This window comes from Plantactinospora endophytica, assembly GCF_016862915.1.
GTDB classification, from domain to species: Bacteria; Actinomycetota; Actinomycetes; order Mycobacteriales; family Micromonosporaceae; genus Plantactinospora; species Plantactinospora endophytica.
In genome coordinates this window covers 1-15,174 of record NZ_BONW01000027.1, presented here as the reverse complement: position 1 = coordinate 15,174, position 15,174 = coordinate 1, and the positions used below count along the sequence as shown (strand labels likewise).

The window sequence follows — 15,174 nt, the reverse complement described above, 5'->3', positions numbered from 1 at the left end:
CCCGTGACCGGCGTCGGCCGGCCTCGGCCCGGCGGGCGGCCAGAAAGCCCGAATGTCGACCGTCCGGCCGGTTCGCACCGCCGTGCGCCCTGCGAGACTTCCTGGTGCGCTCCGCCCGTCCCCGGTCCGGCGCCGTGGGGACACCGCCCGTTCCACCGCATCCGTGCCGTTCCGCATAGCGGGTGAGCCTGGTCAGCGAAGGGGACGGCCGTGACATGCTACGGCGGATCGGGATCGAGATCTTGAAGGAGGCAGCGTGAGCCAGGAAGTACGCGGGGTCATCGCCAGGGCCAAGGGTGCACCGGTCGAGGTGGCCACCATCGTCGTACCGGACCCCGGCCCGGGTGAGGCCGTCGTACAGGTGCAGGCCTGCGGCGTCTGCCACACCGACCTGCACTACCGCGAGGGCGGCATCAACGACGACTTCCCGTTCCTGCTCGGCCACGAGGCCGCCGGGATCGTGGAGCAGGTCGGCGCCGGGGTGACCGACGTCGCGCCTGGTGACTTCGTGGTGCTGAACTGGCGGGCCGTCTGCGGCAACTGTCGGGCCTGCCGGCGCGGCAAGCCGTGGTACTGCTTCGCGACCCACAACGCGGCACAGAAGATGACCCTGACCGACGGCACCGAACTCTCCCCGGCGCTCGGCATCGGCGCGTTCGTGGAGAAGACCCTCGTACACGCCGGGCAGTGCACCAAGGTCGACCCGGCGGCCCGGCCGGCCGCCGTCGGGCTGCTCGGCTGCGGGGTGATGGCCGGGCTCGGCGCGGCGGTGAACACCGGCGGCGTCACCCGGGGCGACTCGGTCGCGGTGATCGGCTGCGGTGGCGTCGGCGACGGCGCGGTGGCCGGCGCGGCGCTGGCCGGCGCGACCACCATCATCGCGGTCGACACCGACCCCCGGAAGCTGGAGTGGGCCAGGGGGTTCGGCGCGACGCACACCGTGAACGCCCGGGAGACCGACCCGGTGGAGGCGATCCGGGAGCTGACCGGTGGGCACGGCGCCGACGTGGTGATCGAGGCGGTCGGCCGGCCGGAGACCTGGAAGCAGGCGTTCTACGCCCGTGACCTGGCCGGCACCGTCGTACTCGTCGGGGTACCCACCCCGGAGATGAAGGTGCCGGACCTGCCGCTGCTGGACGTCTTCGGCCGGGGCGGCGCCCTCAAGTCGAGCTGGTACGGCGACTGCCTGCCGGACCGGGACTTCCCGATGCTGACCTCGCTCTACCTCCAGGGTCGGCTGGACCTGGACGCCTTCGTCACCGAGGAGATCGCCCTCGACCAGGTGGAGGACGCGTTCGGCAAGATGCACCACGGCGACGTGCTGCGGTCGGTGGTGATCTTCTGATGGCGGCCCGGATCGACCACACCGTCACCTCGGGCACCTTCTCGCTCGACGGCCAGACCTTCGACGTGGACAACAACGTCTGGGTGGTCGGCGACGACACCGAGTGCGTGGTGATCGACGCGCCGCACGACGTGGCCGCGATCGTCGCCGCCGTCGGTGGCCGGCGGGTACTCGCCATCCTCGCCACGCACGCGCACGACGACCACGTACGGGTCGCGCCGGCGCTGGCCGAGGCGACCGGTGCACAGGTGCTGCTGCACCCGGCCGACCGGGTGCTCTGGGACATGGTGCACCCGGACGTGCCGCCCGGCGGGGAGTTGGCGGACGGGCAGTCGATCGAGGTGGCCGGCACCACGTTGCGGGTGCTGCACACCCCTGGACACAGCCCGGGAGCCTGCTCGCTGTACGCGCCCGAACTCGGTGCGGTCTTCACCGGCGACACCCTGTTCCAGGGCGGCCCGGGGGCGACCGGACGGTCGTTCAGCGACTTCGGCACCATCGTCGAGTCGATCAAGGATCGGCTGTTGAGCCTGCCGCCGGAGACGACGGTGCACACCGGGCACGGCGCCAGCACCACCATCGGCGCCGAGGCGCCGCACCTCGACGAGTGGCTGGCCCGGGGCCACTGACCCGACCGGTTCCGCCGCCGCCCCGGCCGGAGTGACCGCTTCGGCCGGGGCGCCCGCCGTCCAGCCCGGCCGCTTTGGCCGTCGTCCGGCCCGGCCGCTTCGGCAGGGGCGCCCGTCGTCCACCCCGGCCGCTTCGGCCGGGGTCCGGCCCGCCCGCTTCGGTCGGGGCGTCCGTCGTCCGGCCCGCCCGCCGCGCCGAGCCCCGATCGCCGACCCCGGCATCGGGCAGCGGCGGCGGCTGACAATTGTCATGGTCAGGTCGTGACGCGCGGGCGGGCCGGGGCGACCCGGCCGGCCGCAGCATTGCGGGTATGCCGACAACCACTCCCACGGTCGAACTGACCGACCTGACCAAGTCGTACGGGGCGGTGACCGCCGTCGCCGGGCTCAGCCTGCGGATCCGACCCGGCGAGGTGGTCGCCTTCCTCGGCCCGAACGGCGCCGGCAAGACCACCACCATCGACATGCTGCTCGGGCTGGCCCGCCCCGACACCGGCACGGTACGGGTCTTCGGCGACTCCCCGGTCGACGCCGTCGCACTGGGCCGGATCGCCGCCGTGATGCAGACCGGCGGGCTGCTCAAGGACATGACCGTCGCCGAGACGGTCCGGATGACCGCCAACTTCTACCCGCACGCCCGACCGGTGGCCGAGGTGTTGGACCGGGCCGGGATCGCCGACATCGCCGACCGGCGGGTCGGCAAGTGCTCCGGCGGGCAGCAGCAGCGGCTGCGCTTCGCGATGGCCCTGCTGCCCGACCCCGACCTGATGGTGCTGGACGAGCCGACCACCGGGATGGACGTGGCGGGCCGGCGGGACTTCTGGACCGCGATCCGCCGGGACGCCCGGGCCGGCCGAACCGTACTCTTCGCCACCCACTACCTGGAGGAGGCGGACGCGTACGCCGACCGGATCGTGCTGATCCGGCAGGGGCGGATCGTCGCCGACGGCACCACCGCCGAGGTGAAGAACCTGGCCGCCGGTCGACTGGTCCGGGCCACCCTGCCCGGCGCCGACCAGGTACGACTCGCCGCGCTGCCCGGCGTCGAGTCGGTCGAGGTACGCGGCGACACCGTACTCGTGCAGGCCAGCGACTCCGACGCGGTGGCCCGGCACCTGTTGACGGCCACGGCGGCCCGGGACCTGGAGATCACCTCCCGCAACCTCGAAGACGCCTTCCTCACCCTCACCACCGGTACCCCCACCGACGACCTCCAGGGGAGCCTGCGATGACGACCACCGACACGAGAACGGACAGCGCGGTGACCGGCACCGACGCGTCGACCCGGCGCCGGCCCGCGCTGGGCGGCTTCAACCTGCCGAACCTGCTGCTGGAGATCCGCCGGGTACTGCGCAACCGCCGTACCCTCGTCTTCATCCTGATCATGCCGGCGGTGTTCTTCCTGCTCTTCGGCCTGCCGAACCGGGGACAGACGCTCGAAGGCGGCGCACAGGCGACCGCGTACATCATGATCAGCCTCGCTGTGTACGGCGCGATGGTCGCCACCACCAGCGGCGGCGCGATGGTCGCGGTCGAACGGGCCCAGGGCTGGAGCCGGCAACTGCGGCTCACCCCGCTGCGCCCCGCCGCGTACGTCGCCACCAAGGTGATCACCGCGATGGTGCTCGGCCTGCTGGCCGTACTGGTGGAGTTCGCGGTCGGCGTCTTCTCCGGGGTCAGCCTGCCGATGCACGTCTGGCTGCTCGCCGGACTGGCGGCCTGGCTCGGCTCGCTGGTCTTCGCCGCGTTCGGGCTCTTCGTCGGCTATCTGGCCCCGGCCGAGAACGTCATGCAGTTCCTCGGCCCGATCCTGGCCATCCTGGCGATGTTCGGCGGACTCTTCGTACCGCTGGAGGTGCTGCCGCACGTCATGCAGGAGATCGCCAGATTCACCCCGGTGTACGGCGTCGGCGAGCTCGCCCGCAGCCCGCTCACCGGTTCCGGTGACACCGCCACGGCGGTACTCAACATCGCGCTCTGGACCGTGGCCTTCGGCTTCGGCGCCAGCCGGCTCTTCCGCCGCGACACCACCCGGGTATGACGGAGGACCACCGGGGCACGGCGACACGCCACCCGGGTACGGACGGGGGTCGGGACTCGGCCGGGCCCGGGGATCGGCGCAGCCGGACGACGAGCATCGCCCCGACGACCAGGGCCGCGTCGGCTTCGGGCCGGGCGACGCGGCCGGGACGGTTAGCGTGTCCGGTGTGACGGTCGCGCACCCGGGCACCCCGTTCGGCCTCGGCCGCCGTGCCCGGTTCGGCTGGCTCGTCGCCGTGGTCTGGCTGGTCTACCTGGGACAGCCGGTCGGTACCGTCTGGGATCATCCGCCGGGACCGGCCCGGGATCTCGGGCTCGCCGCGCTGGTGCTGTTCGGCGCCGGCTACCTGGCCATCTTCGTCTGGCTGCGCCGGGCGGTCTGGGAGCGCCGACGGATCCCGCCCCGACAGGCGGCGGCGGCCCTGGCCGGGCTCTTCCTGATCGGTACCGCCACCATCCCGTCGGCCGGCGGGGACTGGCTGGTCACCCTGGTGTACGTCTCGGCGGCGGCGGTGCTGGTACTGCCGACCCGGGCCGCGCTCGCCCTGGTGGTGGTACTGGCGGCGGTCCCGGTGATCAGCCCGCACTTCGTACCCGCCTGGGAGCCCGAGTCCGGGGTGGCGTTCGCGGTGCTGCTCTCCGCACTGGCCGTGTTCGCCTTCAGCCGGCTGATCGAGCGGCAGGCCCAACTGATCGCCGCGCAGCAGGAGATCCGCCGGCTGGCGGTGGCCGAGGAGCGGGCCCGGACCGCCCGGGACCTGCACGACATCCTCGGCCACTCGCTGACCGTCATCGCCGTCAAGGCGGAGTTGGCCGGGCGGCTGCTGGAGGTGGACCCGGAGCGGGCCGGCGGCGAGGTGGCGGATCTGGAACGGCTGGCCCGGGAGGCGCTGGCCGACGTCCGCTCCACCGTCGGGGCGTACCGTGAGGTCACCCTCGCCACCGAGCTGGCCGGCGCCCGGACGGCGCTGCGCGCGGCGGGGGTGTCGGCGGAGCTGCCCGACACGGTCGTCGAACTGCCGCCCGCGCGTGGCGAACTCTTCGGCTGGGCGGTCCGGGAAGGGGTGACCAACGTGGTACGGCACAGCGGGGCGCGGCACTGCGTCGTCCGGGTCGACCCGGACGAGGTGGAGGTGCTCGACGACGGCCGGGGGCCACTGCCGCCGGGCGGGCCGCACCCCGGGCACGGGCTGCTCGGGCTCCGCGAGCGGGCCGAGCAACTGGGCGCCCGGGTGCTGGTCGGGCGCGGGCCGGACGGCCGGGGCTTCCGGCTCCGGGTGAGCTTCCGCGCGGAGGCCCGGTGAGCGCCGGCGGTTCGGCCGGGGAGCCGATCCGGCTGCTGCTCGCCGACGACCAGGCGCTGGTCCGGGGTGCCCTGGCGGCGCTGCTCTCGCTGGAGCCCGACCTGACCGTGGTGGCCGAGGTCGGCCGGGGTGACGAGGTGCTGGCGGCGGCCGACCGGACCCGGCCGGACGTGGCGCTGCTCGACGTGGAGATGCCCGGCCTGGACGGCATCGCGGTGACCGCCGCGCTCCGGGCCGAGCTGCCGGAGTGCCGGGTGCTGGTGGTGACCACCTTCGGCCGGCCCGGCTACCTGCGCCGGGCGATGGAGGCCGGCGCGGGCGGCTTCGTGGTCAAGGACACCCCGGCCCGGCAGCTCGCCGACGCGGTCCGCCGGGTGCATGCCGGGCTGCGGGTGGTCGATCCGACGCTGGCCGCCGAGACCCTGGCCAGCGGGACCAGCCCGCTGACCGACCGGGAGACCGAGGTGTTGCGGGCGGCCCGCAGCGGGGGTACGGCGGCGGACCTGGCGCGCGGGCTGCACCTCTCCGAGGGGACGGTGCGCAACCACCTCTCGGCGGCGATCGGCAAGACCGGGGCCCGGACCAGGGCCGAGGCGGTCCGGATCGCCGAGGAGCACGGCTGGCTCCTCGGCGACCCGGACGACTGACCCGGTACGGCGCGAACCGCTGCCGCCCCGGGCCGGCTCTCACATGAAGTACCGCAGCCAGACGTAGATCCAGGCGAGCACGGTACTCATGATCGTCACGACGATGCCGTAGCGGGTGAACTGCCAGAACGAGATCCGGTGACCGGTACGGGCGGCGATGCCGATCGCCACCACGTTGGCGCTGGCGGCGACCGCGGTGCCGTTGCCGCCGAAGTCGGCGCCGAAGGCGAACGCCCACCAGAGCGCCTGGCCGGTCTGCTCGTCGGGTGCCGTGGCGACCAGCCCCTCCACCACCGGAGCCATCGTGGCGACGTACGGGATGTTGTCGAAGAACGCCCCGAGCACCGCCGAGCCGAAGAGCAGCGCGGTAGCGGCGGCGAAGAAGTCGCCGTCCACCTGGTCGATCACCCACTCGCCGAGGGTGTTGATCACGCCGGTGTGCACCAGCCCGGCGACCATCACGAACAGGCCCATGAAGAAGACCAGGGTGGGCCACTCGACCTCGCCGAGTACGTCGGAGACGTCCATCCTGGACACCATCAGCATCACCCCGGCGCCGACCATCGCCACCACCGACGGGTCGACGTGCAGCACCGAGTGCAGCCCGAAGGCGACCACCACCAGGCCGAGTACGACCAGGCAGCGGACCAGCAGTCGTACGTCGGTGATCGCCCGCCGCTCCTGCAACGCGAGTACCGCCTCGACGTGCTCCGGGTTGTACCGGAACGACTTGCGGAACAGCACCCGGGTGAAGAGGACGAAGACCGCGAAGATCACCACCACGGCCGGGGCCATGTGCACCAGGAAGTCCGCGAAGGTCAGCCCGGCGCGGCTGCCGATGATGATGTTCGGCGGGTCGCCGATCAGGGTCGCCGCCCCGCCGATGTTCGAGGCCAGGATCTCGGCGATCAGGTACGGCTGGGCCGGGATGTGCAGCCGGTTGCAGACCACCACCGTCACCGGGGCGACCAGCATGATCGTGGTGACGTTGTCCAGGAACGGCGAGGCGATGGCGGTGATCAGCATCAGCATCACCATCAGCCGGTACGGCCGGCCGGACGACTTCTTCGCCGCCCAGATCGCCAGGTAGTCGAAGAGGCCGGTCTGCTTCAGCACGCCGACGATGATCATCATCCCGAGCAGCAGGAAGATGACCTTCCAGTCGATCCCCTCGTGTTCGGAGAAGTAGACCTCGGCACCGGGCGCGAAGCCGAACACCACCATCGCGGCGGCGGCGATCAGCACCACCTTGACCTTGTCCGCCTTCTCCGTGGCGATGAAGAAGAACGCCACCACGAAGATGACGAGCGCGGCGACGGCGCTCATCGGTCGTACCCCGGTCGGGTCGCAACGACTCGGCCGTACTCCGGTCGGGTCGGGACGACCGGCGGGCCGCTGCCCGGCGGTGCGGCGCCGGAGTGGCCGGCCGCCGCACTGCACGCGGCGGCCGGCCGGGCCGGGGTCAGACGTCCGGGTCGGCCACCGCGAACTCGGCGAGTACCCGGTCCAGGGTGATCGCCCCGACCAGTACCCCGGCGCCGTCGACCACCGCCACCAGCGGGCTGCGCTGTCGAGCCATCAGCGCGGCCACCTCCAGCAGCGTTCCGTCCAGGCCGACGGTCGTCACCCGAGGCGGCTCCCGGAGCAGGCAGTCGCCCACCGTCAGGTTGCCCAGTTCCTCCCAGAAGAGGTCGGCGTGCGCCTCGTCGATGGTCCGGGCGAGCACCGGATCCTCCCGGTACTCCTCGGGCACCGCCATCCGGAGCACCTGGGTACCGGGCAGCACGGTCTTCGGCCGGCCCCGGTCGTCCACCACGATCATGCCCGGCAGCCGGCGCAACGCCATCAGCCGGACCGCGCGGGCCACCGAGTCCCGGACGGTCACCGTCGGCACCACCACGGCGATCTGCTGCGCCTGCATTCCACCATCTCCCCGGGCGCGGGCCGGCGTCGGCCGGAGCGCCGCAACGGTCGGACCAGAAAGACTCTCGGACAACGTAACCTCCCGGTGGCGACGGGTTGTCCCGCCGGCCCGGTAGCTGGTCGGCGGCTCTGCCGCGTTCACCCCGGACACCCCGTGGCAGCGGGCGTTGGCGTACCGCGATCACGCGGATCCGCCGTGCAGGTCGGCGAGGCGGCGTTCGAGGCTGGCCAGCCGGTCGGCCACCGACGTGCTGTGCAGTACCTCGGCGATCTGGTCGGCCTCGTCGTGGTCCAGCGGGACCCGCTCGACCGGTACGTCCGGATCGTCCGGCCCGTACAGCAGCAGGGAGCGCCGGCCGGGCTGGTCCACCAGTACGCCGAACCGCTGCCCGCCCCGGGTCAGGAAGTGGTGTACGACGCCGACGCCGGGAACGGTGGTCCGGGTGATGTCCACTGTGGCCTCGCTCGGGTAGGGGCGGCGGGGCGGCGCGTCCCGTCCCGCTCGCCCGGCCGGGTACGGCTCGGTCGGACGGGGAACAGGGCGCCGGTTCCGGTCTCGGTCTCGGGTTGGCCGCCGGTTCCGTTACCAAGAATTCGGGAATCCGGTCCGGCCGACCATCGGGTCCGACACCCATCTCCGGTGGGGCGGAACATGCAGGCGTCCGGGATCGTCGACCGGTCCGCCCCGGCTCGGGTGGGTGTCCGACCAGATGGACAAACCGGCAGCTCCCGGGCGAGGCTGGCAGGGTGACCGACACCGTCGACCCGGCCGCCGTACCCGGACCGGACCAGCCCGGCCGGACCGGCGCACCGGGCCGCCCCGGCCGCCGCGCACCGGCCCAGGCGCTGTTCCGCCGGCTGTTCCTGCTCAACGGCCTCGTCTTCACGGTCGGCACGCTGGTGCTCGCGCTCTCCCCGGCCACCGTCTCGTCGCCGGTGCTGCTGACCGAGATCCCGGTGCTGACCGTCGGGCTGGCGCTGATCCTCGCGGCGAACGCGCTGCTGCTCCGGGCCAGCCTGGCCCCGCTCGACGCGCTGACCACGCTGATGCGCCGGGTCGACCTGCTGCGTACCGGGGACCGGTTGGTGGACGCCGGCAACGGCGACCTGACCAACCTGATCGACACCTTCAACGCCATGCTCGACCGGCTGGAGGCGGAACGCAGCGCCAGCAGCGCGCACGCGCTGGCCGCCCAGGAGGGGGAGCGGCAGCGGATCGCCCGGGAACTGCACGACGAGATCGGGCAGAGCCTCACCGTGGTGCTGCTCGGGCTCAAACGGGCGGTGGACCGGGCTCCGGCCGAGCTGCGCGAGGAACTGCACGCGGTGCAGGAGACGCTGCGCTCCAGCCTCGACGACGTCGGGCGGGTGGCCCGGCGGCTCCGGCCGGACGTCCTGGAGGATCTGGGGCTGCTCAGCGCGATGAACGCCTTGGCGACGGAGTTTTCACAGGTCAGTGGGGTGCCGGTGGTGCGAAGATCGAAACCGGACCTGCCGGCGCTGAGCGCGGAGAAGGAGCTGGTGATCTACCGGATCGCCCAGGAGAGCCTGACCAACGTCGCCCGGCACGCCCGGGCCGGCCGGGTCGAGCTGTCGCTGCGGGCCGAGGCCGGCGCGGTGGTGCTGCGGGTCGCCGACGACGGGCTCGGCGAGGTACGCCGGGAGGGCGCCGGCATCCGCGGGATGCGGGAACGGGCGCTGCTGATCGGAGCCCGGCTGACCATCACCGCCGTACCCGGCAGCGGCACGGAGGTACGGCTGGCGGTGCCGATGACGGCCGAGGGGAGTTGAGACCGGTGGCCACGGCCAGAACCCGGATCCTGCTGGCGGACGACCACGCGCTGGTCCGTCGGGGACTGCGGCTGATCCTCGACGCCGAACCCGACCTGACCGTGGTCGCCGAGGCGGCCGACGGGGCGGAGGCGGTGGAGGCGGTCCGCCGGGACGAGATCGACCTGGTCGTACTCGACATCGCGATGCCGAGGATGACCGGCCTCCAGGCGGCCCGGGAGATCTCCCGCCGCGCTCCCGGGGTACGCATCCTGATGCTCTCCATGCACGACAACGAGCAGTACTTCTTCGAGGCGCTCCGGGCCGGTGCCTCCGGCTACGTGCTCAAGTCGGTCGCCGACCGGGACCTGCTGGAGGCGTGCCGGGCGGCGATGCGCGGCGAACCGTTCCTCTATCCCGGCGCGATCACCGCGCTGATCCGGGACTACCTGCACCGGGCCCGGCAGGGCGAGAAGCTGCCGGAGAGCATCCTGACGCCCCGGGAAGAGGAGATCATCAAGCTGATCGCCGAGGGTAACTCGGCGAAGGAGATCGCCGAGGCGCTGGTGATCAGTGTGAAGACGGTCGACCGGCACCGGGCCAACATCCTGGCCAAACTCGGCATGCGGGACCGGATCGACCTCACCCGGTACGCCATCCGGGCCGGCCTGGTCGAACCCTGACCCCGCCTCCTGCCACCTCGTCACACTTCCCGCCTGCCCCACCCCCCGGGTCAGCGCACCCGTACCACGGTCCGCACGGTGGCCTGGTCGATCTCCGAGATGCGTACGGTGAACCGGAGTTCCCAGTCGCCGGGGATCGGGAAGTTCACCGCCCCGACCGCGTGGTGCGGCTCGACACCCAGCATCGGTACGTCGGTCGGCTCGACCCCCTGCTGCGGCAGCGCCGTGGTGAGCGTCCACTCCACGGCCGGCAGCGCCCTGCCCTCCGGGGTGTAGACGTACGCGTGCACGGTGTTGGCCGAGCCGAGCTGCACCGGGTAGATGTCGAACTGGAGGGTGTAGAGGGGGGAGTTGAGCGTCTGCGCGAAGGTGTCCGAGGCGGCGATCTCGGCCTCGATCCCGGCGTTGCGGCCCGGAGTGGTCTGCACGAGCACCGCGCTGACCCCGAGCACCACCAGCCCGACCAGCACCTCCAGGCCGACCGTCCGGCGCAACCGTCGTCGCCCGGCATTCGCCCGACCACTTTCCGACGGCCGGGCGGACGAGGACGGGGAGGGAGGCGGGGGTGGCGCGGCACCGGCCGGTACCAGCACCTCGGCCCGGTCGGCGACCGGTACGGCGACCGCCCGGCGCCGGACCAGCCGACGGGCGTACCCGGCGGCGCCGAGCAGCACCGCCAGCAGCGCCACCTTGGCCAGTACGAGTCGGCCGTAGCCGGTGCCGAACAGGGCTTCCGGCGCGCCGATCTCGATCACGGCCTGCACCAGCCCACCGGCGACCAGCCAGAGCACGGCGATGCCCGCCCAGCGGGACCAGACCGGCAGGATGACCGCCAGCACCCGGGGATGGGCGGCCCGGAGCGGGAAGCCGACCAGGGCGATCAGCCCGCCGAGCCAGACCGACATCGCGGCCAGGTGCACGACACTGGCGATACCGCTGGCCAGCGGGGTCGGCGAGGCGGCGGCGTGCCCGGCCAGCGGCCAGGTGGCCAGGCCGGCCAGCCCGAGCGCGACCAGCAGCCCGGTCCGGCCCCGACCGGCCTTCCCGGCCAGCACCGGCGGCAGCAGGGCGGCGACCAGCACCAGGATGCCCAGCCTGGCGGCGAGAGCCTGCCCGAAGGTCGAGTCGAGCACCTGCCGCAGCTCGGCGCCGGAGACGTCCAGCAGCCCGGCGCCGCTGGTGTAGGGCGCCTGCGCCCAGAACCCGGCGAGGGTGCCGGCGGCGACCAGCCCCAGACCGGCCCGGACCAGCCGGACCGGCCCCCGGCGGGACAGCCGGCGCGGCCAGAGCAGCCCGAGCAGCAGCGTCGGGCCGACCACCAGGACCAGTCCGGCGTACCCGAGGTAACGGGTCACCGGCACCGCGACCGCGACGTCGGGGCGTACCGTCTGGTCGGCCGGCTCGGGCGGGGTGGCCGAGGCGGCGCCGACCGCGAAGGTGTAGCTCCCGGCGACCGGGTGGCTGTCCGCGGAGATCACCCGGTAGCTGACCAGGTACGTGCCCAGCGGCCGGTCGGCGACCCGGATCGGGATCCGCAGCGTGGCGTCCCGGACGGTGGCGTCCCCGGTGTTGATCCGCTTGCCGTCCGGGGCGAGTACCTGGGCCCGGCCGGGCACCAGGGCGACCGGTTCGCTGAACGTGATGACGATCTCGGTGGGCGAGAAGCCGAGTACGACCTGTTGCTGCGGCACGGTGCTGACCACCGCGGCGTGCGCCGCCGCCGGTGCCGGTGGGCCGAGCAGTACCGCCAGCCCACCGAGCAGCAGCACCGCGAGTACGGCCCGGCCCAGCGCCGCCGCCCGGCCCGATCTCGCCGGATGCCCCGGACCGCCCGGTACGGAGCTGTCGGACGGTACGTGTGCGCGCCGAGAAGATCCCACCTCAGTTAGATCGTTCCGCAGGGCCGAACAGTTCAATCCGCCATCCGACTGAGTAACAAGTTTGTTCACGTCCTGTGGTACGAACCCTCCGTGTCCCCGGATCTCGACGACGAATTCCGCTGGCTCGAGGCACTCGCCGGTGCCGAGGCGACCGCCTGGGTGCGGGCCCGCAACGCGGAGACCAGCGACGTGCTGGCCGACGACCTCTCGTTCGCCGCGCTGCGTGCGGAGCTGCGCCAGGTGCTGGACGCCGCCGACCGGGTGCCGTTCGTACATTGGGACGGAACCTACCTCTACAACCTCTGGAAGGACGAGGCCCACCCCCGGGGGCTCTGGCGGCGTACCACGCTCGACGAGTACCGCCGGGCGGAGCCGGGCTGGGAGGTGCTGCTCGACGTCGACGCGCTGGCCGCCGCCGAGGCGGAGCCGTGGACCTGGCAGGGCGCCATCGTGCAGCGGCCGGGCGGCGAGCGCTGCCTGGTCCGGCTGGCCCGGGGTGGCGCCGACGCGAGCGTGGTCCGGGAGTTCGACCTGACCACCCGGACGTTCGTCCCGGACGGCTTCACCCTGCCCGAGGCGAAGACCGACGTCGGCTGGATCGACGCCGACCACCTCTACGTCGGTACGGACTTCGGCCCCGGCTCGCTTACCGCCTCCGGCTATCCCCGGATCGTCAAACGCTGGCGCCGGGGTACCCCGCTCGCCGAGGCCACCGTCGTCTACCAGGGCCGCGACGACGACGTCTCGGTGTACGCGGTGCACGACCCCACCCCCGGCTTCGTCCGGGACTTCCTCGGCCGGCGGCTGGACTTCTTCCGGCGCGAGGAGTTCCTGCGCACCGTCGACGGCGAACTGGTCCGGATCGACGTGCCGGAGGACGCCGAGACCGACGTACACCGGGAATGGCTGCTGATCGCGCTCCGCTCGGACTGGGCGGTCGCCGACCGGACGTACCCGGCCGGGTCCGTCCTGGTCACCCGGCTGGACCGGTTCCTCGCCGGTGAGCGCGACCTGACCGTGGTCTTCGCGCCCGGTCCGGACAGCGCGCCCGGCCGGCACGCCTGGACCCGGGGGCACCTGATCCTGAACAGCCTGGTCGACGTCCGGAGCCGGACCGAGCTGCTCAGTCCCGGCGAGCAGGGCTGGCGGCGGACACCGCTGCTGGAGACCGCGCCGGGGGACGAGCGGCACGTCGTGGTCGTCGACACCAACCCGGAACACAGCGACGAGTACCTGCTGGCCAGCACCGGATTCCTCACCCCGACCGCACTGCACTACGGCACGGTCGGCGGGCCGGTCGAGACGCTGAAGCGGGACCCGGCGTTCTTCGACCCGGCCGGGATGACGGTCCGGCAGCTCTTCGCCCGCTCCGCCGACGGGACCCGGGTGCCGTACTTCCTGGTCAGCCCGCCCGGCGAGCCGACCGGCCCGACCCTGCTGACCGGGTACGGCGGCTTCGAGATGGCCTGGACGCCCAGCTACAGCGGCATCGTCGGGCGGGGCTGGCTGGCCAGGGGCGGCAGCTACGTGGTGGCGAACATCCGGGGCGGCGGCGAGTACGGCCCGCGCTGGCACCGGGCCGCGGTCCGGGAGAACCGGCTCCGGGCGTACGAGGACTTCGCCGCCGTGGCGACCGACCTGGTCGACCGGGGCATCACGGTACCGGCCCGGCTCGGCATCGAGGGTGGCAGCAACGGCGGGCTGTTGATGGGCGTGATGCTGACCCGGTTCCCGGAGCTGTTCGGCGCGGTGGTGGCCCGGGTACCGCTCTTCGACATGCGCCGCTACCACCTGCTGCTGGCCGGCGCCTCCTGGACAGCCGAGTACGGCGACCCGGACGACGAGGCCGACTGGGCGTTCCTGCGGGAGTACTCGCCGTACCACAACGTCCGGCCCGGCCGGTCGTACCCGCCGGTCCTCTTCGTGACCTCGACCCGGGACGACCGGGTGCACCCGGGGCACGCCCGCAAGATGGCCGCCCGGATGCGCGGCTACGGCTACGACGTCTCCTACTACGAGAACGTCGAGGGCGGGCACGGCGCCGCCGCCGACAACGCGCAACTGGCCTTCAAGTGGGCTCTGATGCTGCGCTTCCTCTGGCGCCGACTGACCGTCACCGCGCACTGACGACTGGCCGGACGCCCCACCGACGGCCCTGCGGGGCTCGCGTATCCGGGGATCGCGCGACGCGCACTGACGGTTGGCCGGGCGACGCGCACTGACGGCCAGGCGCCACACTGACGGCTGGCCAGGCGCCACCGACGGTTGGTCGGGCGCCACCGACGGTTGGTCGGGCGCCGGACCGACGGTCGGGCGGGGCGGCTACCGGGCGCCGGTTCAGGCGTCGGTGGGCGGGTCGGACCGCTCGTGGTGGTCGAGGAGCCGGGACAGCAGCCGGGTCAACTGGTCGCGTTCGGCCGGGTCGAGCGGGGCGAGCAGGTCGTCCTGGATCTGGTCCACCCGCTGCTCCAGCCGGCGCAGTTGGCGCCGGCCGGTCGGGGTGAGGGTGATGACGTTGCGCCGTCGGTCGGCCGGGTCGGGGGAGCGTTCGACGAACTGCCGGGCGGCGAGGTCGTTGATCGCCGCCACCACGTCGCTGAGGTGGATGCCGCTGCGCCGGCCCAGGTCAGCCTGGCTGGTCGGGCCGACCTCGTCGAGGGTGAGCAGCAGCCGGTAGTGGTAGCCGCGCGAGCCGATGTCCGCGAACCCGTCGCTGACCAGCCGGTGCGCGTGCCGGGCGGTCTGGGTGAGCAGCCAGCTCGGCAGCCTGGTCAGCCGCTCGGGCGGGCTGTCTCCGGTCGGAGTTCGCACGCACACAGCCTAGCAAGGTCGTTCGGGTGACTAACGGTTTCCGGATCGATGGCGGCAGCCGGCCGCCGGGCCCCGTGGTCCCGGCGACCGGCTTTCCCCCCGGTCGGCCAACGGTGCGGCGGGTCAACTGCCCCCGCCCCCG

The 15,174-nt window shown here is 73.2% G+C and carries 14 protein-coding genes; 9 read left to right on the top strand and 5 right to left on the bottom strand.

Translation table 11 applies throughout. The annotated features are described in order from the left end of the window. The first annotated feature begins 256 nt into the window (after window positions 1–256). From Pen02_RS26185 to Pen02_RS26160, 6 genes are all read left to right on the top strand, one after another. Window positions 257–1,345: an S-(hydroxymethyl)mycothiol dehydrogenase gene (locus tag Pen02_RS26185; RefSeq protein WP_203868761.1), complete on the top strand. Its 1,089-nt coding sequence runs from the start codon at window positions 257–259 to the stop codon at window positions 1,343–1,345. Beyond that, window positions 1,345–1,974: an MBL fold metallo-hydrolase gene (locus Pen02_RS26180; RefSeq protein ID WP_203868760.1), complete on the top strand. Its 630-nt coding sequence runs from the start codon at window positions 1,345–1,347 to the stop codon at window positions 1,972–1,974. Before Pen02_RS26185 ends, Pen02_RS26180 begins: the two co-directional genes overlap by 1 nt. Before the next feature lie 311 nt (window positions 1,975–2,285). Further along, a complete protein-coding gene (locus Pen02_RS26175; RefSeq protein WP_203868759.1) occupies window positions 2,286–3,206 on the top strand; it encodes an ABC transporter ATP-binding protein in 921 nt (306 codons plus the stop codon). Beyond that, window positions 3,203–4,015 carry an ABC transporter permease gene (locus Pen02_RS26170; RefSeq protein ID WP_203868758.1) on the top strand — a complete coding sequence of 271 codons (813 nt, stop codon included), beginning with the start codon at window positions 3,203–3,205 and terminating at the stop codon, window positions 4,013–4,015. Before Pen02_RS26175 ends, Pen02_RS26170 begins: the two co-directional genes overlap by 4 nt. Before the next feature lie 166 nt (window positions 4,016–4,181). Beyond that, complete coding sequence (locus tag Pen02_RS26165) at window positions 4,182–5,318, top strand: sensor histidine kinase (protein ID WP_203868757.1); 1,137 nt, start codon at window positions 4,182–4,184, stop codon at window positions 5,316–5,318. Continuing rightward, window positions 5,315–5,965, top strand: a complete 651-nt coding sequence (locus tag Pen02_RS26160) for a response regulator transcription factor (protein WP_239141318.1) — start codon at window positions 5,315–5,317, stop codon at window positions 5,963–5,965. Before Pen02_RS26165 ends, Pen02_RS26160 begins: the two co-directional genes overlap by 4 nt. Before the next feature lie 39 nt (window positions 5,966–6,004). Here Pen02_RS26160 and Pen02_RS26155 read toward each other — a convergent pair whose 3' ends face one another. From Pen02_RS26155 to Pen02_RS26145, 3 genes are all read right to left on the bottom strand, one after another. Beyond that, window positions 6,005–7,291, bottom strand: a complete 1,287-nt coding sequence (locus Pen02_RS26155; RefSeq protein ID WP_203868756.1) for an ArsB/NhaD family transporter — start codon at window positions 7,289–7,291, stop codon at window positions 6,005–6,007. Window positions 7,292–7,427: 136 nt separating this feature from the next. Then, window positions 7,428–7,886 (bottom strand): CBS domain-containing protein, encoded by a 459-nt coding sequence (locus Pen02_RS26150; RefSeq protein ID WP_203868755.1) that lies wholly within the window; start codon window positions 7,884–7,886, stop codon window positions 7,428–7,430. Between the two features lie 183 nt (window positions 7,887–8,069). Then, on the bottom strand, window positions 8,070–8,342 hold the full coding sequence (locus tag Pen02_RS26145) for a cation:proton antiporter regulatory subunit (protein ID WP_203868754.1): 273 nt from the start codon (window positions 8,340–8,342) through the stop codon (window positions 8,070–8,072). Window positions 8,343–8,635: 293 nt separating this feature from the next. On the opposite strand from Pen02_RS26145, the gene Pen02_RS26140 reads away from it, so the two are divergent. Both Pen02_RS26140 and Pen02_RS26135 read left to right on the top strand, forming a co-directional pair. After that, the gene (locus tag Pen02_RS26140; protein WP_203868753.1) at window positions 8,636–9,679 is read left to right on the top strand and encodes a sensor histidine kinase; all 1,044 of its coding nucleotides are present in this window, start codon (window positions 8,636–8,638) and stop codon (window positions 9,677–9,679) included. A gap of 5 nt (window positions 9,680–9,684) precedes the next feature. Then, entirely contained in the window at window positions 9,685–10,341 is a 657-nt protein-coding gene (locus Pen02_RS26135) for a response regulator (RefSeq protein WP_239141316.1), read from the top strand. Window positions 10,342–10,391: 50 nt separating this feature from the next. On the opposite strand, the gene Pen02_RS26130 is transcribed toward Pen02_RS26135, so the two are convergent. Beyond that, window positions 10,392–12,221, bottom strand: coding sequence for a copper resistance CopC/CopD family protein (locus Pen02_RS26130; RefSeq protein WP_239141314.1), 1,830 nt, complete (start codon window positions 12,219–12,221; stop codon window positions 10,392–10,394). Between the two features lie 90 nt (window positions 12,222–12,311). Between Pen02_RS26130 and Pen02_RS26125 the strand changes: the two genes are divergently transcribed. Further along, complete coding sequence (locus Pen02_RS26125) at window positions 12,312–14,348, top strand: prolyl oligopeptidase family serine peptidase (protein ID WP_203868751.1); 2,037 nt, start codon at window positions 12,312–12,314, stop codon at window positions 14,346–14,348. A 210-nt stretch (window positions 14,349–14,558) separates the two neighbouring features. Here Pen02_RS26125 and Pen02_RS26120 read toward each other — a convergent pair whose 3' ends face one another. Continuing rightward, complete coding sequence (locus Pen02_RS26120) at window positions 14,559–15,032, bottom strand: MarR family winged helix-turn-helix transcriptional regulator (RefSeq protein ID WP_239141312.1); 474 nt, start codon at window positions 15,030–15,032, stop codon at window positions 14,559–14,561. Between the last annotated feature and the right edge of the window lie 142 nt (window positions 15,033–15,174).

Coding starts and splice junctions, on each gene's coding strand:
- Pen02_RS26180 (WP_203868760.1), top strand. CDS start 1,345: ATGGCGGCCCGGATCGACCACACCGTCACCTCGGGCACCTTCTCGCTC.
- Pen02_RS26175 (WP_203868759.1), top strand. CDS start 2,286: ATGCCGACAACCACTCCCACGGTCGAACTGACCGACCTGACCAAGTCG.
- Pen02_RS26170 (WP_203868758.1), top strand. CDS start 3,203: ATGACGACCACCGACACGAGAACGGACAGCGCGGTGACCGGCACCGAC.
- Pen02_RS26155 (WP_203868756.1), bottom strand. CDS start 7,291: ATGAGCGCCGTCGCCGCGCTCGTCATCTTCGTGGTGGCGTTCTTCTTC.
- Pen02_RS26150 (WP_203868755.1), bottom strand. CDS start 7,886: ATGCAGGCGCAGCAGATCGCCGTGGTGGTGCCGACGGTGACCGTCCGG.